General features: G+C 71.2%; 16 protein-coding genes and 1 tRNA gene. 13 read left to right on the forward strand and 4 right to left on the reverse strand.

The window, feature by feature from the left end:
* The first annotated feature begins 1 nt into the window (after position 1).
* From DSM104299_RS02015 to DSM104299_RS02025, 3 genes are read left to right on the forward strand one after another with little or no spacing between them, the layout of a single operon-like run.
* Positions 2 to 1,276 carry a RidA family protein gene (locus DSM104299_RS02015; RefSeq protein WP_272475612.1) on the forward strand — a complete coding sequence of 425 codons (1,275 nt, stop codon included), beginning with the start codon at positions 2 to 4 and terminating at the stop codon, positions 1,274 to 1,276.
* The gene (locus DSM104299_RS02020; RefSeq protein WP_272475613.1) at positions 1,277 to 2,236 is read left to right on the forward strand and encodes an amidohydrolase family protein; all 960 of its coding nucleotides are present in this window, start codon (positions 1,277 to 1,279) and stop codon (positions 2,234 to 2,236) included.
* On the forward strand, positions 2,236 to 3,288 hold the full coding sequence (locus tag DSM104299_RS02025; protein ID WP_272475614.1) for a LacI family DNA-binding transcriptional regulator: 1,053 nt from the start codon (positions 2,236 to 2,238) through the stop codon (positions 3,286 to 3,288). The genes DSM104299_RS02020 and DSM104299_RS02025 overlap by 1 nt, the downstream gene beginning before the upstream one ends.
* On the opposite strand, the gene DSM104299_RS02030 is transcribed toward DSM104299_RS02025, so the two are convergent.
* Both DSM104299_RS02030 and DSM104299_RS02035 read right to left on the reverse strand, forming a co-directional pair.
* On the reverse strand, positions 3,285 to 4,601 hold the full coding sequence (locus tag DSM104299_RS02030; protein ID WP_272475615.1) for a M24 family metallopeptidase: 1,317 nt from the start codon (positions 4,599 to 4,601) through the stop codon (positions 3,285 to 3,287). The two genes, DSM104299_RS02025 and DSM104299_RS02030, sit on opposite strands and share 4 nt — an antisense overlap.
* 52 nt (positions 4,602 to 4,653) lie before the next feature.
* On the reverse strand, positions 4,654 to 6,144 hold the full coding sequence (locus DSM104299_RS02035; RefSeq protein ID WP_272475616.1) for a dihydrolipoamide acetyltransferase family protein: 1,491 nt from the start codon (positions 6,142 to 6,144) through the stop codon (positions 4,654 to 4,656).
* Between DSM104299_RS02035 and DSM104299_RS02040 the strand changes: the two genes are divergently transcribed.
* From DSM104299_RS02040 to DSM104299_RS02075, 8 genes are all read left to right on the forward strand, one after another.
* Positions 6,112 to 6,993, forward strand: coding sequence for a thiamine pyrophosphate-dependent dehydrogenase E1 component subunit alpha (locus DSM104299_RS02040; RefSeq protein ID WP_272475617.1), 882 nt, complete (start codon positions 6,112 to 6,114; stop codon positions 6,991 to 6,993). The genes DSM104299_RS02035 and DSM104299_RS02040 overlap by 33 nt on opposite strands.
* Positions 6,990 to 7,973: an alpha-ketoacid dehydrogenase subunit beta gene (locus DSM104299_RS02045; RefSeq protein ID WP_272475618.1), complete on the forward strand. Its 984-nt coding sequence runs from the start codon at positions 6,990 to 6,992 to the stop codon at positions 7,971 to 7,973. The genes DSM104299_RS02040 and DSM104299_RS02045 overlap by 4 nt, the downstream gene beginning before the upstream one ends.
* Positions 7,970 to 9,439 (forward strand): NAD-dependent succinate-semialdehyde dehydrogenase, encoded by a 1,470-nt coding sequence (locus tag DSM104299_RS02050; RefSeq protein ID WP_272475619.1) that lies wholly within the window; start codon positions 7,970 to 7,972, stop codon positions 9,437 to 9,439. Before DSM104299_RS02045 ends, DSM104299_RS02050 begins: the two co-directional genes overlap by 4 nt.
* Complete coding sequence (locus DSM104299_RS02055) at positions 9,436 to 10,386, forward strand: NAD(P)-dependent oxidoreductase (RefSeq protein ID WP_272475620.1); 951 nt, start codon at positions 9,436 to 9,438, stop codon at positions 10,384 to 10,386. The genes DSM104299_RS02050 and DSM104299_RS02055 overlap by 4 nt, the downstream gene beginning before the upstream one ends.
* On the forward strand, positions 10,383 to 11,441 hold the full coding sequence (locus DSM104299_RS02060; protein ID WP_272475621.1) for a zinc-dependent alcohol dehydrogenase: 1,059 nt from the start codon (positions 10,383 to 10,385) through the stop codon (positions 11,439 to 11,441). The genes DSM104299_RS02055 and DSM104299_RS02060 overlap by 4 nt, the downstream gene beginning before the upstream one ends.
* Before the next feature lie 34 nt (positions 11,442 to 11,475).
* Entirely contained in the window at positions 11,476 to 12,153 is a 678-nt protein-coding gene (locus DSM104299_RS02065) for a cupin domain-containing protein (protein ID WP_272475622.1), read from the forward strand.
* An 89-nt stretch (positions 12,154 to 12,242) separates the two neighbouring features.
* Entirely contained in the window at positions 12,243 to 13,586 is a 1,344-nt protein-coding gene (lpdA, locus tag DSM104299_RS02070) for a dihydrolipoyl dehydrogenase (protein WP_272475623.1), read from the forward strand.
* A 477-nt stretch (positions 13,587 to 14,063) separates the two neighbouring features.
* Positions 14,064 to 14,126: transfer RNA gene (locus tag DSM104299_RS02075), tRNA-Cys, on the forward strand.
* A gap of 68 nt (positions 14,127 to 14,194) precedes the next feature.
* Here DSM104299_RS02075 and DSM104299_RS02080 read toward each other — a convergent pair.
* Complete coding sequence (locus tag DSM104299_RS02080; protein WP_272475624.1) at positions 14,195 to 14,455, reverse strand: hypothetical protein; 261 nt, start codon at positions 14,453 to 14,455, stop codon at positions 14,195 to 14,197.
* A 450-nt stretch (positions 14,456 to 14,905) separates the two neighbouring features.
* Complete coding sequence (locus DSM104299_RS02085; protein ID WP_272475625.1) at positions 14,906 to 15,889, reverse strand: ArsR/SmtB family transcription factor; 984 nt, start codon at positions 15,887 to 15,889, stop codon at positions 14,906 to 14,908.
* Positions 15,890 to 15,935: 46 nt separating this feature from the next.
* On the opposite strand from DSM104299_RS02085, the gene DSM104299_RS02090 reads away from it, so the two are divergent.
* Positions 15,936 to 17,192: an MFS transporter gene (locus DSM104299_RS02090; protein WP_272475626.1), complete on the forward strand. Its 1,257-nt coding sequence runs from the start codon at positions 15,936 to 15,938 to the stop codon at positions 17,190 to 17,192.
* Positions 17,193 to 17,714: 522 nt separating this feature from the next.
* A complete protein-coding gene (locus tag DSM104299_RS02095) occupies positions 17,715 to 18,143 on the forward strand; it encodes a hypothetical protein (protein ID WP_272475627.1) in 429 nt (142 codons plus the stop codon).
* Positions 18,144 to 18,211 lie beyond the last annotated feature (68 nt).

The raw sequence follows: 18,211 nt of genomic DNA on the forward strand, positions 1-18,211 counted from the left end.
CATGACCCAGGGCCTGCTCCCCGCGCCGGCGTGGCGACGCGCCGGCGACTTCGTGTACGTCTCGTCGATCCATCCTGTCGACGACGACGGAGCGTTGGTGCGTTCGTCGTCCGCGACGCCCTACGCAGGTCCGTCGGAGGTGGCCACGCAGACGCGCGCGATCCTCGCGACGCTCGAGCACACGCTGCGCGATGCGGGCACGACGCTGGAGCGTGTGCTCAAGGTGGAGGTGTTGCTCACCGACGCCGCGGACTTCCCGGAGTTCAAGCACGCCTACGCCCAGGTGTTCCGCGATGACCTGCCGGCCGCGACCTCGATCGTCGTCGGTGACGAGCACCTGGTCGAGGGCGTGCGCGTGACGCTGCACGCGGTGGCGCTGGCCGCCGACTCGACCTACGAGCGGACGGTGATCCGCACAGACGACGTCCCTGACCCGACCGATGCCGAGCACGCCTCGCTGGCTGTCGCCGCCGGACCGTTCGTCTTCTGCTCGGGCTTCCCGGCGACGGACTTCACGACCGGCATCCCCGTCGGGACGACGCCCGGCACGCCGTTTCACGGCAACAACGCGCAGATGCAGGCGCGGTACGTCATCGAGAACCTGCAGAAGGTGCTCGCCGCGGCCGGGACGAGCATCGACCAGGCGGTCAAGGTCCAGTTCTACGAGGACGACCTGTACAACTTCGCCTTCGTCGACCAGGAGTGGGGTAAGGTCATCGGCGTACCGCCGTCGCGCAGCTCGATGGCGACCCGCGGGTTCCTCGTCCCGGGCGCGGTGTGGATCGTCAACCTCCTCGGTCTCGTGCCGGGCCATGGCCTCGAGAAGGAGGAGACCCGGGCCGGGATCCCGTGGCATCCGGTCGACGCCGGCAAGGCCAACTTCTCGCCCGGCATTCGCGCGGGGGACTGGCTGTTCACCGCCGGCCAGGTGCCGGTGCCGGACATCAGCAACCCGGACTGGGTCGGCGTGCCGCCCGGGCTTCCTCATTACTGGGACCGCATGGAGCTCGAGACCGACTTCACCATGAAGCTGCTCGTCACGCAGCTGGAGTCCAACGGCTTCGCGCTGGAGGACGTGGTCGACGCGCGCATCTACCTCGTCGACCCGCGCCGCGACTTCCGCGGCTTCGCGCGGTCGTGGGAGCGGACGTTCGCCGGCATCGAGGCGCGCCCGGCGATGAGCCTGATCCCGTCCACGCAACGCGACGGCTCGTCCGGCGTGCTGATCGAGGGTCCGGGCATCGAGATCGACCTGACCTGCAAGAAGGGCGGCTGAGTGCGGATCGACGTTCACACGCACGTCATCCCGCCCGAGCTCGTCGCCCGGACAGAAACCACGGGCGGGCTCTTCGGCGTCCGGCGCGACGGCGACACGCTGGTCCACCCGGAGGGGTTCAGCGCGCCGTTGACCGCGGACTTCTACGACGTCGATGCGCTCTTGGCCCGGATGGACGGCAACGGGATCGACCGCTCCGTCGTGTCGCTCGCCCCGCCGCTGCTGTTCTACGACCTCGATGCGGTCGCGGCGGTCGCCTTCGCACGAGAGGTCAACGACGCGCTGGTCGCGCACGTCGCCCGAGATCCGCGGCTCGCCGCGGTCGCACACCTCCCGATGCAGGATCCGGAGGCGGCGGCCGAGGAGCTCGAGCGCGCGGTCGTCCTCGGCCTCCGCGGTGCGCAGATCGGCACCAACGTCGGCGACCTGCCGCTCGACGACGCGCGCTTCACCCCGGTGCTCGCGACGGCTGAGCGGCTTGGGGTTCCGCTGATCCTGCATCCGTACTTCGTAGGGCCCAAGCCCCGGCTGGAGCCGTTCTTCCTCACCAACTCGATCGGCAACCCGCTCGACACCGCCATCGCCGCAGCGCGGCTGATCCACACCGGCGCGCTGGATCGTCACCCCGGGCTGGAGGTCGTGCTCGTCCACGGCGCGGGCTACCTGCCCTATCAGCTGGGGCGCCTCGATCACGCGTTCCGGGTGCGCCCCGAGGCGCGCGCGGCGATCGAGCGACCGCCGAGCAGCTACCTGCGCCGCTTCCGCATCGACACGCTCACGCACTCCGTCGACGCGCTGCGGTTCCTCGCCGAGCAGGCCGGGCCCGACCGCCTCCTGCTGGGCACCGACCTGCCCTATGACATGGCCGACGTCCGCCCGCTCGATGCCATCGCCGCGGCCGGCGTGGACGCCGATCAGCTCGGCGCCAACGCGGCGCAGATGCTAGGACTAGGAGCCTGATGAGCCAGCGGCCGGTGACCCTTCGCGACGTGGCCGAGGCTGCGGGCCTCCACATCAGCACCGTCTCGCGCGTCCTCAGCCCTGAGACCCGCGGACTGGTCAACGAGAAGACCGCGCAGCGGATCGACGCGATCATCGCCGAGCTCGGCTACGAGCCCAACCGCGTGGCCCGCGGGCTGAAGACGCGGCGCTCGATGACCGTCGGCGTGCTCATCAACGACCTGACCAACCCGGTCTTCCCCTACGTGGTGCGTGGCATCGAGGACACGCTGGCCAAGAGCGGCTACACGCCGCTGGTCGCCAACACCGATGGCGACCTCGACCGTCAGCGCCGCGGGTTCGACGCGCTCGCCTCGCGCCAGGTCGACGGGTTCATCCTGTCGACGGCCTTGCGCGAGGATCCACTGGTCGAGGAGATCCTGGACAAGGGGATCCCGCTGGCGCTGGTGGTCCGCAACGTCGACAACCACCGTGCCGCGGCCGTGACCTCCGACGAGCGCCTGGGCACACGCCTGGCCGTCGAGCATCTGGTCGAGCTGGGCCACGGCGCCATCGCCTGCGTCTCGGGCCCCGAGCACATCTCCACCGGCGCGGCGCGCCGCGCCGGCTTCGAGGAGGTGATGGCCGCGCGCGGACTGCGGGTCGCCGAAGGGCTCGTGCGGCCCACCACGGGCTTCACGATCAAGGAGGGCCAGCGCGTCATGAACGAGCTGCTCGATGGGGGGCCGCCCTTCACCGCGGTCGTCGCGGGCAACGACATGCTGGCCATCGGCTGCATCGACGCGCTGAAGGCGCGGGGCCTGCGCTGCCCCGAGGACGTGTCGATCATCGGCTTCAACGACATGTACATGGCCGGGCGGCTGACGCCCCCGCTGACCACGCTGCACGTGCCGTACTACGACCTGGGCGCCTATGCCGCCGACCTGTTCCTCGACCAGTTGGCCGGGCGGCCGCCGCGGGAGATCACGGTTGTCCAGAGCCTGATCGTCCGGGAGTCGACCGCTCCGCCGCCGGTCCGGCCGGCGGCGAAGCGACCGAAGCGCGCGGGCTAGCCGGCTGGCGCGTCGCGCCGGCTGTTGCGGTGCGATTCGATCTCCCGGATGCCCGGCAGGCCCCCGCTCACGGTGGCGTAGCTGCTGCCGGCGATCACGAGGTCCTCGGCGGGGAAGCGACTGATGACCTCGCAGCCGGTGGCCGTGACGACGAGCTGCTCCTCGATGCGCGCCGCCGACCACCCGTCGCTCGACGGCCAGAACGTCTCCAGAGCGAAGACCATGCCCTCTTCGATCACCTCGGGGTGCTCCAGGGAGACGAGACGGCTGAACACGGGCTTCTCCCAGATCGAAAGGCCGATGCCGTGACCGAACTGGAGCGCGAAGGCGTCCTCCTCGTTGGCGAAGCCGAACTCCTTGGCCTCGGGCCAGAGCTGCACGACCTCGGCGGTCGTGGCGCCCGGGCGGATCGCGTCGATCGCGATGTCGAGGTAGTAGCGGCAGCGCTGGTAGGCGTCGACCATCGCTCGTGATGCGCTGCCCACCGCGAACGTGCGGTAGTAGCACGTGCGGTAGCCCATGTAGCTATGCAGGATGTCGAAGTAGGCCGGGTCGCCCGGTCGCAGGTGCCGGTCGCTGAAGACGTGCGGATGCGGGCTGCAGCGCTCGCCGGAGATCGCGTTGACGCCTTCGACGTGCTCGGAGCCGAGGTCGTAGAGGACCTTGCTGACGAGGCCGACGCACTCGTTCTCGCGGACGCCGGGCCGCAGGAAGCGGTACAGCTCGTCGTAGGCGGCGTCGACCATCATCGCGGCCGTGTTCAGGAGCGAGATCTCGTCACGGGTCTTGATCTTGCGCGACTCCTGCAGCAGCTGCTGGCTGTCGACCACGTCGATTCCCTCGCGCTGCAGTGCGAAGAGCACGACGGGCTCGACGACATCGATGCCGACGGGGGAGCCGAGCAGCCCGCGCGCTTCGAGCTCAGCCTTGACCTTGCGCGCAACGTCCTCGGCGCGCTCCATCTTCGGACTGAAGGACCCGCGCATCGTCGAGATCCCCGCGCGGGAGCGTCCGTCGCCCAACCACGGGTTGTGGAGCTGATGGTGGCGGGCCGCGGAGCCGAAGTCCCACATGATCGGGTCGTCACCCTGAGGCAGCAGGCAGAAGCGGCCGAGCTTGTCGATGGCCCAGGTCCCGATGTGCGTGGCGGTGATGTAGCGGATGTTGTTCATGTCGAAGCACAGCAGCGCTCCGATCTCCGAAGCGGCGAGCAGGCCCTTCAGGCGGTCGAGCCGCTCACGGCGCAGGCGGTCGAAGTCGACGCGCTGCTCCCAGTCGACGCCCATGGTGCCGTCGGTACGTAGCGAGGTCATACGGGGTGGGTTCCTGTCGTTCGGTTGGCAAACGTTTGCAACATGGAGGCGCCTAAAGGGCGAGCAGCAATGGCCGCTCGAGCAGTTCGCGGACGCGGGCGATGAAGCGCGCGGCATCGGCGCCGTAGAGGATCCGGTGGTCGGCGACCAAGGTGATGGTCATCAGGTCGCGAGCGACGATCGTGGTGCCGTCGGAGTCGATGGCCGGACGCCGCTCCAGGGCGCCGACCGCGAGGATCGCGGCCTGCGGCACGTTGACGACCGCGCTGAAGCGGGCGACACCGAACATCCCGAGGTTCGACACCGTGAAGGTGCCGCCGGCGAGATCGACCGGGGCGATCGTCCCGGCCCGCACGGCGGCGGCCAGGCGGCGCGTCTCGCGCGCGACGTGCCCGAGCGAGCGGGTGTCGGCGTCGAGGACCGTCGGTACGACGAGCGTGTCCTCGCCTGCGACCGCGACGCCGACGTTGACACGGTCGTGGAGGTCGAGCCCGGCGTCACGGTAGGCGCCGTTGACCTTGGGGTGCTCGCGCAGCGCGAGGCCGCAGGCCTTGACCACCATGTCGTTGTAGGAGGGCACCGGATCCGTCAGGGCCTTGAGCTGCCCGCGGAGCTCCACGCAGGCCGTCATGTCGACATCGACGGCGACCTCGAAATCCGGCACGGTCGCCCGAGATTCCGCCATTCTCCGGGCGATCGTCTGCTGGACGCGACCCAGCTCGACCCGCGTCACGGGGCCCTTGGCGGTCGCCGGGGCGGGCGTCTCGGCGGCGCTCGCGGGGTGCGCGTCGGCCGACTGGGGGAGGGCGGTCGCGTCCTCCACGTCGGCGCGGACGATGCGGCCGCCCGGGCCCGATCCGACGACGGTGGCCAGCTCGATGCCGAGCGACGCGGCCACGCGGCGCGCGAGCGGCGAGGCCTTCGCGCGGGTCGTTGCCGGGGCGGGCGACGCGACGGGTGGGGCGATCGCAGCGACACCACCCGCCGGCGAGGCGTCGGTCCCCGGCGCCGGCACTTCGGGACGCGGCGCGGCCAGCTCGTCCGGTGAGCCGAGCAAAGCGATGACCGCGCCCAAGGCCACGGTGTCGCCCACGGCAGCGGTCGGCAGGAGCGTGCCGGCCACCTCGGCCTCGTACGTGACGGTGGCCTTGTCGGTCTCGATCTCAACGAGCGGATCACCCACGCTCACGGAGGCGCCATCCTCGACGAGCCAGGCGACGATCGTCGCCTCCTCCATCGAGTCCGAGAGTCGGGGCATGAGGACCTCGACAGCCATCAGCAGGTCTCCAGTTCGGTGCCGGGGGGAAGTCATCGGCTGCGATTCTTGCAAACGTTTGCTACCGTTGTCCAGCGCCGCCGTAGGGCCCGGCGTCTCCGCCGTTCGACCGTCCCGAGAGTGAGGAACCGCGTGCCAAGAGCTGAGCTTCGACCCCGCAGCGCCGAGGCGGCGTCGGTGGAGGACCTCGTCCCCTATGAGCGGGCCCACCTGATCCGGTGCTTCGAGACCGAGATGCACCGCCTGTTCCTCAAGGGCGAGGTGCACGGCACGACCCACCTCTACTCCGGGCAGGAGGCGGTCGCGGTCGGCGTCTGCGCCGCGTTGACCCAAGGTGATTGGGTCGCCGGGACCTACCGCGGCCACGGCCACGCGCTGGCTGCGGGCACGGACCCCGCTGGGCTGGCAGCCGAGATGCTCGGGCGGGCGACCGGCGTCTGCGGAGGGCGGGCCGGCTCGATGAACGTCATCGACCTCGAGCACGGCCTGCTCGGCTGCTACGGGATCGTCGGCGCGGGCATGGGCGCGGTGCTCGGCGCGGCGCTCTCCGGGCGGCGCACCGGGAAAGTCGCCGTTGCCTTCTTCGGTGACGGCGCGACCAACCAGGCCTACTTCCACGAGTCGCTGAACTTCGCGCAGGTGCTCGGCCTGCCGATCGTCTTCGTCTGCGAGAACAACCTCTACGGGGAGTTCACGCCGTTGGCCGCCTCGACGGCCGGCGGCGACATCGCCGGCCGCGCCAAGGCCTATGCCATGAATGCCGAGAAGGTCGACGGCAACGACCTGTGGGCGGTGCGGGACGCGGCGGCGGCCGCTGTCGAACGTGCGCGAGGCGGTGGCGGCCCGACCCTGCTCGAGGCCTTGACCTACCGCCACTTCGGCCACTCCAAGTCCGACCCCGGCAGCTACCGGCCGCCCGAGGAGGTCGAGGCGTGGCTGGCCCGCGACCCGCTGGTGATCGCCCGCGAGCGCCTGCTCGCCGACGGCGTGCCCGTCGAGCACGTCGACGCCGCCGAGACCAGCGCGGCGGACACGCTGCGCAGAGCAGTCGAGGCAGCGCTGGCCGCCCCGTATCCCGACCCCGCCACCGAGGCCGCCCAGGAGTTCGCCGCATGAGCACCATCGACTTCCGCACCGCCATCCGCGACGCGATCGCGGCCGAGATGGAGCGCGACGAGCGCGTCGTCTTCTTCGGCGAGGACGTCGCCATCGCCGGTGGCGTCTTCAAGGCGACCCCGGGCCTCCACGAGCGTTTCGGCGAGGAGCGCGTCTTCGACACCCCGATCTCCGAGCTCGCGCTGTCGGGTGCGGCGTACGGCGCGGCGATCACGGGCCTTCGGCCGATCATCGAGATCATGTTCGGCGACTTCATGGCCTTGCCCATGGACGCGCTGGTCAACCAAGCCGCGAAGTTCTTCTACATCTCCAACGAGCAGGGCACGGTTCCGCTCGTCGTGCGCTGCGCGGTCGGTGGCGGCGGCCGCTTCGGCGCGATCCACTCGCAGATCCCCGGCACCTGGTTCCAGGGCGTCCCAGGGCTGAAGATCGTCGCGCCGTCGAGCCCCGGCGAGGCGCTCGGCCTCCTGCGCGGCGCGATCCGTGATGAGAACCCGGTGATCTTTCTGGAGCACAAGCGGTTGTACTCGGTCAAGGGGGAGGCGTCGCCCGAGGAGGTCATCCCGATCGGCCGTGCACGCATCGCGCGGGCCGGCGAGGACGTCACCATCGTGTCGATCATGAAGGGCGTCGGCGATGCCCTCGCCGCGGCGGAAGACTTGGCGGCCGAGGGCATCTCTGCCGAGGTCGTGGACCTACGCAGCCTGCGCCCGCTGGACCTCGACACCGTGCTGGCCTCGGTCGCCAAGACCAACCGCGTGCTGTTGGTCGAAGAGGGTCCTCGCACTGGCGGCTGGTCGACCGGGCTGCTCGGCGCGATCAGCGAGAGCGGCCTGCACGATCTCGATGACGCCTGGATCCTGGCGACGGCGGAGTACCCGATCCCCTACAGCCCTCCGCTGGAGGACGCGTTCATGCCCGACGCTGCGGCGATCGCCGCCACGGTGCGTGAGCGTCTGGGCGCTGGGGTGGCGCGATGACCGTCGCCGCCGGCCCGACCGTGCTCGCGGATGTCCCCAAGGAGCTGTTCATCGGCGGGGCATGGCGCCCGGCCGCGAGCGGCGCCCGGCTGTCGGTCGAGAACCCGGCGACGGGCGCGCCGCTGTGCGAAGTCGCCGCGGCGGACGTGTCAGACGCGATCGCCGCGTTGGACGCGGCCGCCGATGCACAGGCGTCATGGGCCGCCACAGCGCCCCGCGTGCGCGGTGAGATCCTGCGCCGGGCTTATGAGCTGATCGTCGCGCGCGCCGACGAGCTCGCGGTGCTCATGACGATGGAGATGGGCAAGCCGCTGTCGGAGTCCCATGGCGAGATCGCCTATGCGGCCGAGTTCTTCCGCTGGTTCTCCGAGGAGGCCGTCCGCATCGGCGGGCGCTTCGGCCTCGCGCCCGACGGTGGCACGCGGGTCGTCACGACGCGCCAGCCGGTCGGCCCGTGCCTGCTCATCACGCCGTGGAACTTCCCGCTCGCGATGGGCACGCGCAAGATCGGGCCGGCGATCGCGGCGGGCTGCACGATGGTCGTCAAGCCGGCCAAGCAGACGCCGCTGTCGATGCTCGCGCTGGCGACGATCCTCGTCGAGGCCGGCTTGCCGGACGGCGTCCTCAACGTCGTCGTGGCCGAGTCGGCGGGCGCGACGATGGGGCCGCTGATCGCCGACCCGAGGATCCGGAAGCTGTCGTTCACCGGTTCGACGGAAGTCGGACGCCGTCTCGTCGCCCAGAGCGCCCAGCATCTGCAGCGCGTCTCGATGGAGCTGGGCGGCAACGCCCCGTTCCTGGTCCTGGCCGACGCCGACGTCGACGCGGCGGTGGAGGGCGCGCTGCTGGCCAAGATGCGCAACGGTGGCGAGGCCTGCACGGCGGCCAATCGCTTCTACGTCGCCGCGAGCCGCCACGAGGAGTTCGCGACGCGCTTCGCCGAGCGGATGGCCGATCTGCGGGTCGGCAACGGGTTGGAGCCCGGCGTCCAAGTCGGCCCGCTGATCGACGAGGCGCAGCGCGCCAAGGTGACCGAGCTGGTCGAGGACGGGCGCGAGCGCGGGGCGACCGTCCTCGCCGGCGGTGATCCGCTCGACGGCCCTGGGTACTTCTTCGCGCCCACCGTCCTGGCCGACGTGCCCGACGACGCCGCGATCCTGGGGGAGGAGACCTTCGGGCCCGTCGCGCCGATCGTCGCGTTCGCCGACGACGACGAGGAGGGGGCGATCCGCGCCGCGAACGCGACCGAGTACGGACTCGTCGCCTACATCTACACCCGCGACGTCGGGCGCGGCCTGCGCGTGGCCGAGGCACTGGACACGGGGATGGTGGGGATCAACCGCGGCGTCGTCTCCAGCGCGGCCGCGCCGTTCGGCGGCGTCAAGGCGTCGGGCTTCGGCCGTGAGGGGGGCGCCGAGGGGATCGACGAGTACCTGGAGACCAAGTACATCGCGGTGGATCGATGAGCAGCGTCGAGCGGATGCGGATCGGGTGGATCGGCGCCGGCCGGATGGGCGCGGCGATGGTCCGGCGGCTACTCGAAGCGGGCCACGAGGTCGAGGTGTTCAACCGGACGCGCGCGAAGGCCGAGGCGCTCGTGCCCGCCGGCGCGACCGTCGCGGCGTCGCCCGCGGACCTCGCCGGCCGCGATGTCGTGTTCACCATGGTCAGCGGACCGGCTGACCTGGAGGCGGTCGTCTGCGGCGACGGTGGGCTGCTCGACGACGCGGAAGGGCGCGCTCCGCGGGTGTTGGTCGACGCGTCGACGGTGTCGGTCGCCGCGTCGGCGCGGGTGCGGGCCGCGGCGGCGGCGCGGGGCGCAGCGTTCCTCGCCGCGCCGGTCAGCGGGAACCCGCGGGTCGTCGAGTCGGGGCGGCTGACCTTCGTGGCCTCGGGGCCGCGCTGGGCCTACGACGCGGTGCTGCCGCTGCTGGACGAGATCGGCCGCGGCGCCACGTTCGCCGGCGAGGGCGAGGTCGCGCGGTTGGTGAAGCTCGCGCACAACGTCGTCCTGGGCATCACGGCCCAAGCGCTGGCCGAGACGACCGCGCTGGTCGAAAGCCAGGGTGTCTCGCGGCGGGCGTACTTGTCGTTCTTGAACGACAGCGTCATGGGATCGACCTTCACGAAGTACAAGACGCCCGCGCTCGTCAACCTCGACTGGACGCCAACGCTGACGCCGGACCTGATGCGCAAGGACCTCGACCTCGCGCTGGCTGTCGCCGCGGACGCGGGGGTCTGCCTACCGTTGGCCGGCGGTGTTCGCGCGCGGGTCCAGGCGATGCTCGACGCCGGCTTCGACGACGTGGACTTCCAGGCGCTGCTCCTCCTGCAGGCCGAGGAGGCCGCGCTCGTCTTGGTGCCCGACCCGGCGCATGTCGATGACGGGCTGCCCGGCGCGGTGGTCGCGTGAAGGCCGCGCGCTACTACGGGGCGCGCGACGTCCGGGTCGAGTCGGTGCTCGACGCGCCCGTGGCCGGACCGCATGAGGTGCGGCTGGAGGTCGTGCGTGCCGGCATCTGCGGCTCCGATGCCGCCGAGTTCGCCGCTGGCCCCAAGCAGATCCCGATCGACCGCGTCCACCCGGGCAACGGACATCGGGGTCCGGTCATCCTCGGTCACGAGTTCGTCGGGCGCGTGGCATCGGTGGGCAGCGGGGTGGAGGCACTGCGGGTGGGTGACCGGGTCGTGCCGGGCGCCGGCGTGTGGTGCGGTGCGTGCGAATGGTGCGCCGCCGGGCGGACCAACCTCTGCGAGAAGTACTACACCCATGGATTGCAAGCCGACGGCGGGCTGGCCGAGCTCGTGACCGTGCCGGCGCTGATGTGCCGGCCCGTACCCGATGTGGTCAGCGACGACGCCGCCGCGATGGCCCAGCCGCTGGCCGTCGCGCTGCACGCCGTCGGGCGGGCCGCGCCGGAGGCCGGGCAGGTGGCGGTGCTGATCGGGGTCGGCGGCGTCGGGCACTTCGCGTTGACCGCCCTGGCCGCGCGGCGTCCGGGCACGCTGGTGGTCGTCGACCTCGACGAGGAGCGCTTGGCGGGCGCGCTGGCCGCGGGGGCGACCCACGTCGTCAACCCCGCGGTCGATGATCCGCGCGAGGTCGTGAGCGATCTCACCGGTGGCAGCGGCGCGCACGTGGTCGTCGAGGCGTCGGGCGCGGCGCCGTCACCCGCGCTGGCGGTCGCGCTGGTGCGGCGCGGTGGGTCGGTCGTGCTCGTCGGTCTGCAGAAGGCGTCGCGCGAGCTCGACCTGCACAGCGTGGTGATGCGCGAGGTCAACCTGGTGTCGACGCTGGCGCACGTGTGTGACGTCGACCTGCCGATCGCGCTCGAGCTGCTGCGCGACCCCGGGCTGGGCGAGCGCGCGATCGACCGCGTCATCCCGCTGGATGCCGTGGTCGACGAGGGGCTCGTGCCGCTCGCCCAAGGGCGCGTGGCGGGCAAGGTCATCGTCCGGCTCCGGTGAACGGCGGATGTCCGAGGTCAATCGTGTCGTCCAGGTGAGTCGCGCCCACGGCGCGGTGCACACGGCGCTCGCCACCTGCGAGCTGATGCCGGGAGGCTGGACCGCAGCGCACGCGCACGATGCCGAGGAGCTGGTGTTCGTGCTCGGTGGGCGCGGCATGCTGACCTCCGGCGAGGGCGTGTTGACGCTCGCGGCCGGTGAGGCGGCGTTCGTCCCGCTGGGCTGTCCGCATGCGTGGCGCGCCGAGGGCGACGAGCCCTGGCGGTGGGTCGAGCTGCACAGCCCCCAGCCGCGGACGTCGGCGGCCACCGCGGCGGAGCACGCGGACCTCATGCCGGTGCGTGCGGGTGCGTGGGCGGCGCGAGACGACGAGGCCTTCGCGGCACTCGCCGTCGAGGGCATCGCGATCACCATGTTGATCGACGAGCGTCAGCGCGCGAGCCTGGCCCAGATGTTCTTGGTGGACTACGCGCCGGGCGCCGTCCTTGCGCCGCACGACCATCCCTTCGAGGAGACGTTCTCCGTGCTCGACGGCGAGGTGGTCTACCGAACTGAAGCGGCCGAGCGGGTCCTGCGCGTCGGCGATGTCGCGTACGCCGGCGTGGGGTGCGTCCACGGGTTCGAGAACCGCTCGTCGCGCCCGGTGCGGTGGCTCGAGACGCGGGCGCCGCAGCCGCCACGCCATCACGCCAACCGGTTCGTCGGGGCGTGAGGGATCGGTTCGGCTTCCTGATTCGCGCGGCCGCCGGGTTCGGGTTCGACTTCTCGCATGTATGTCCACCAACTAGTCAGGAACAGCACATGTCCGACACGACGTTTGATGTCATCGTCATCGGTTCCGGTCCCGGCGGCTATGTGGCTGCCGTGCGTTCGGCGCAGCTGGGTCTGAGCACGGCGGTGATCGAGCGCGACGATGTCGTCGGCGGTCGCTGTTTGAACTACGCGTGCATCCCGGCCAAGGCCGTGTTGCGCAGCGCCGACATCCTGACCGAGGTCCGCGACGCGGCCGAGTTCGGGATCGTCCTCAACGGCACCGAGCCGACCGTCGACTTCGGCGCGATCGGCGAGCGCCGCAGCAAGGTCATCACGACGCTGACCGGCGGCGTCTCGGGCTTGTTCAAGAAGAACGACGTGCAGCTGATCTCCGGCGAGGCGTCGCTGACCCCGGACGGCGACGTCCAGGTCGGCGACACGGTCTACACCGCCAACAAGGCCGTCGTCCTGGCCACCGGCTCGGTGAAGAAGTCGCTGCCGGGCCTGGACTTCGGCGCCAACGTGATCGGGACCGAGGAGGCGTGGGCGCTGACCGAGCTGCCCAAGACGCTCGCGGTCATCGGCGCGGGGGCGTCGGGGACCGAGATCGCCAGCGCCTATCAGCGCCTGGGCTCCCAGGTCACCTTGTATGAGGGCCTGGACCGCGTGCTGCCGACCGAGGACGCAGACATCTCCAAGGCCGCCGGCCGCGGCTTTAAGAAGCAGGGCATCGAGGTCAAGACCAACACCTTCTTCGACGCGGCCGACACCGGCAACTACGACTACGTCGTGATCGCCGCCGGCCGCGGCCCCGACGTCAGCGCCCTGGGCCTGGACGCCGCCGGCATCCAGCTGACCGAGCAGGGTCTGATCAAGGTCGACGGCGCGCTGAAGACCTCCAAGGCCAAGGTGTATGCCATCGGCGACCTCGTCCCCGGCCCCGCCCTGGCCCACAAGGCCTCTGATGAGGGCATCATCGCCGTCGAGGACGCCGCCGGCCTGGCCACGCACCCGATCTCCTACCTCGACATCCCGCGCGCGACGTTCTGCACCCCGAACGTCGGCTCGTTCGGGCTGACCGAGGAGCAGGCGCGCGAGCAGGGCTACGACGTCGTCGTCGGCAAGGTCCAGTACGGCGCGGTCGGCGCGGGCACGGTCTACGGCGACCGCACCGGCGTCATCAAGATCGTCGGCGACAAGAAGTACGGCGAGATGCTCGGCGGCCACATCGTCGGCACCCGCGCCACCGAGCTCATCCAGGAGCTCGTCAACGTCAAGCTGCTCGAGGGCGGCTACAGCGAGGTCGCCCGCATGATCCACGGCCACCCCACGCTCTCCGAAGGCGTGATGGAGGCCGCGCGGGCCGCCGACGGCTGGCTCATCCACGGCTAGCTCGATGCCGCGCTTTGTCGCCTCCGAAGCACGCCTCCCCGAGCACTGTCCTGGGCTTGGGGTGGGCTGGCGCGATCTTGTCGCCAGTTTGAACCGCCGGTTGCTGACGCTCACGCCGCCGGCCCGCGCCGCGCCGACGCGTTCCTGGGATGGCCTCCTCACCGTCGTGGCCTACGACCCGGCTCGTCGGGTCAGGACGCTGGAGCTGTGCGCGTCGGCCGAGGCCGCCGCCGTCCGAAGCTGTGAGCTCTGCGGGCGACCCGGTCACGTCTGCGCCGGCGTGGTCATCAGCGTCCGCTGCAGCGACTGCCACCCATGACCGGCCTCGCCGCGAGCCGTGCGGCACGTGAGGCATCGCTCGTGTCGGGACCTTGGAAACGACCATGGAAACAACAGGGCGTAGCAAGGGACAGCAGGAACGCGACGCTGAATCCGAAAGCCCGCTCTAGCGCGAGCGTGAGTCATAGAACCGGACAACGCGCAGAGGCGCGCGCCCCCCTTACAAGCGAGGGGTCCTCGGTTCAAGTCCGAGACCGCCCATGCGCGGTGCCCGGAAGGGTGGTGCGAATCACTTCACGAGCAGTTGCGCGCGCGAACCGCGGACGGCGTCAGCCGTTCTGGCCCTTGCGTGCATCGCGCTCCTTGCGGCTGAGGCTGAAGCGAACTCCCCTCGGCCCGCAGCCGTCGTTGCTCTGCACGACCCGCCCCTGGTCCCTCAGGGCGGAGAGCGCGGAGCTCGTGCTGGCGATGGTCAACAGGCCCGCAGCCTTCCTGACCCGCTGGTAGGACAGCGGCTCGTCGGCTGTGGTGAGCGCCTCCAGAGCGCGCTCCTCACGCTCCTGCTGGCGCCTCTCTGACCGTTCACTCATCGTGAACTCCCTTCGCCGGCGGTGGCGATCTGCCCCGCCGATGCGCGAATGCTCGTCCTGAGCCTCGCGTGTTGTGCATCCGACCGTCGTTCTCCCCGGAGTTCCCTGTGACCGACCGCGTGCCGCCCCAGCGGTTACCGGTTCAGGCGAGGAGGGACACGTGGGGCCGGAGCGTGCTCGGTGCTGCTCGTCCCTGAGCGTCCATTGCCCTCCTTGACCTGTAGCGGTCACCTGTTGGCGGTGATCGTGCATGGGGAAAGGCCCACGCTACGAGAGGACGCAGGCCGCGACCGATGCGGATCGCTGATTGCCGCCTTCACCGTGGGTCGCGGGTCGCTCCCCGCCCTGCCAGCGCGGGGTCTTCGTGGGCGCCGGCCAGGATCGTGTGCCAGGTCTTGCCGTCGTTGGTCGAGGACGTTGACCAACGTGCTGCCGATCCGAAGTCGTTGGTCATGTCCGGGCCGGCGTTGCCGCGGCGATCAGCTGGTCGGCCAGCTCGGTGCGACGGCACATGACGTGCCGTCCGTCGCGGTAGGTCGTGACGAGGCCGGCGTCGCGTAGGGGCGCGATGTGCTGGGAGATCGCGCTGGGCGTGATGTGCAGCGCCTGGGCCAACGCGCGCCCGGTGCGTGGGACGTCGAGCGCGTGGAGCAGTCGGCCGCGGGTTCGGCCCACGACGCGTGCGAGGGCGTCCGGGCCCGGATCGGCCGTGGGCTCCCAGGCCGTGGCGACGCCGCGGGCGGCGTAGATCAGCGTGGGCTGCCAGGGCGGGTCGGTGACGGCGTAGATCGACGGCCACGCGAACACCGAGGGCATCAGGAGCAGCCCGCGACCGACGAGCACGGTCGGGGCGTGGTACCGGGTCGCCACGTCGAGGCGGCCGCCGTCGCGCAGGTGCACGGCGGGGTGCAGGTCGGCGAAGAGCGCCTGGGCGCCGCCGTCGGTCAACCGGCGCGCCCGATGGGCGATGTCGGCCTCGAGCAGCGCGCGGAGGGCGGGCCAGCGGTCGGCGAGCGTCGCGGTGAAGTACGCGACCAGCTGCGCCCGCAGGCGGCGCAGCGCGCGCGGTGGGTCGTCGGCCAGCGGGCGCACCGCCGGCGGCAGCCCGTCGGGGAACGCGATCGCCAGCTCGTCGCGGACCTGGCGGTCGGACGTGGCCTCCATGCGGTCGAGCTCGACGTCGAGGTCGGGCAGCGGCGAATCCGGCGGCGGCATGACGAAGTCGGGGAGATAGCCCTCGGCCGGCACGAGCGCGCGCAGCAGCGTCAGATCCGTCCCGGCTATGCGGGGGGCGGCCTCGCGCAGCCACGGCACGTGCATCGCATGGGCGGCGGGATCGGCGACCACCCGCAGGCTCGCGATCGTCTCGTGGAGGACCGAGCACGCGAAGCGGGTGCGGGCGAGCTCATCCGGATCGAGATGGAACGTGAGCATGATGTAGCTGAGGCTTCATCGTAGGCGGCGGACGACGCTGACGTCGATGCTGCGGCACGTGGCGCATCGACTTCGACTCGCGAACCTGCCGGTCCTCCGCCGGCGGGACTTCCGGCTGCTCCTCGGCGGCCAGGCGGTGTCCGTCCTGGGCGACCGCATCGTCGCCGTGGCGCTCGCGTTCGCGGTGCTGGAGATCGGCGGCTCGCCGTCAGACGTCGGGCTCGTGCTCGCCGCCGGCGTGCTCCCGCTCGTGGCCAGCGTGTTGGTGGGCGGTGTCGTCGCCGACCGGGCCTCCCGCCGCGCGGTCATGGTGCTCGCCGACCTGGTGCGCGTGGTCAGCCAGGGCACGATGGCGGCGCTGCTGCTCATGGGCGTGGCGCGGGTGTGGATGCTCGCGCTGCTGGCCGGCGTGACCGGCGTCGCCACCGGCTTCTTCAGCCCGGCCACGATCGGTCTGGTGCCGGCGATCGTCCCCGCCGAGGAGCTGCAGTCGGCCAACGCGCTGCGCTCCAGCGCGATCTCGGCCGGCGGAATCCTCGGCCCCGTCGCGGCCGGCGTGCTGGTCGCCGTCGCCGGCGCGGGCTGGGCGATCATGGCCGACGCGCTGACGTTCGCGGTGAGCGTGGCGTGCCTGGCGCTGCTGCGACTTCCCCAGCACGTCACGCTGCCGTCGAGCCCGTTCCTCACCGACCTGCGCGAGGGCTGGTTCGCGTTCCGGTCGCGCAAGTGGGTGTGGTCGGTCGTCGCCTACTTCGCGGTGGGCAACATCGTCTGGAGCGCGTGGAACGTGCTCGGGCCCGTGATCGCCGAGCGCGATCTCGGCGGCGCCGCCGCCTGGGGCACGGCGTTGGCGGCGGTGGGAGCGGGAGCGCTGATCGGCAGCCTGCTCGCGACCCAGGTCGATCCGCGCCGACCGCTGGTGTTCGTCGCGATCGCCGACGGCCTCTTCGCGATCCCGCTGGCCTGCCTGGCGGCATCCCCGTCGGTGCCGCTGCTCGTCGGCGGAGCGCTGCTGTCGGGCGCCGGCATGACGCTGGCGATCTCCGTCTGGGAGTCGACGCTCCAGCGCCACATCCCCGACGAGTCGCTCTCGCGCGTCAGCTCCTACGACTGGTTCGGGTCGCTGGTCTTCGCGCCGCTGGGCCTCGCGATCTGGGCGCCGATCGCCGCGCTCATCGGGACGGGCGTGGCGCTGTGGGTCGCGTTTGGCGTCGCCGCCGCAACGACCCTCGCCCTCCTCTCCGTCGGCGATGTCCGCCACCTCCTCGCGACCTCGCACCAGGATTCGATCGCATCGTCCTGACCGGTTGGCGCGTGGAGCGATGACGCCGCTTCGTGATCGGCGCGTTCGTCAGCCGGCGTTGGCTCGGCGCGACGGCCGGCATATCGTCCCGCGCTCTATCAACACGAACCGATCGCGATCGTCGCCTGCAGGCTCCCTGTGCCTGAGTCACCGTTTCGATCGGTCCCTGATCCAGTGCGCATCTACGGCACATCGCAGCAGCCGGTCCGGCAACTATCCCCTCACGGGGTCGCGGTTGCTGGTGGTTGCTGTCCAATCGCTACGGTCGATCTCGTCTGCCGGTCGCGCTCCTCGCCTGAACCGGCGATGGCTACGGCGATCGTCGAGGCGGCATGCGGAGCAGTGCTCGTGGAAACCCACAGTCATGCGGTCCGCCGAGCGATGCCAGGCAGGATGAAGGACCTCTTCGTGGTTGGGAGCCCGTTCCAAGTCATCGGCCAGACGCCGGTGGCGGCAAATCGGGGGCCCACCCTCCGGCTCACTCGTTCGAGTGAGACGTCAACATGGGAAGAGGAGCACGTCATGGCTCGTCATCTGGACGGGTTGGACATCCAGGAGACGCGGCGGCCTCCGTCTCGTCTCGAAAGTGCATTGTGGATCCACGCCGCGTGGTCGGGCAGCCGAGCTTGGGAATGGCGGCTCGCCTGGGTGCTGGAAACCCTGCACCAACCGCTCGTGTGCACGCTCTTGACCGCCTACTTCTGGCTGTCTTGGGTGTACCCGACGATGGCGATCGCGGCCGTCATGATCTGGGAGGCGGCGGTCAAGGGCTGCCCGCTGACCGGGTTGACGGCACGTCTGCGGCGGCGGGTCGATCCTGACCTGCCTCCGCGAACGCTGTGGCTCGAAGGCCTCTACGAGAGGCACGGCCGCAGTCGCGTCCTGCTCACGAGTCTCGGAGGGCTGGCGGTCGTGACCGCGGTCGCAGCGCTCGTGCAGCACGTCGTGTAGCGCTCGCTACCGAGGTTGCGTTGTCGTGGGAGATCTCGGCTCATGCCGGGATCTTCCCGCGACCCGTG

Origin of the sequence: Baekduia alba (genome assembly GCF_028416635.1) — a bacterium.
Lineage (GTDB): Bacteria > Actinomycetota > Thermoleophilia > Solirubrobacterales > Solirubrobacteraceae > Baekduia > Baekduia alba.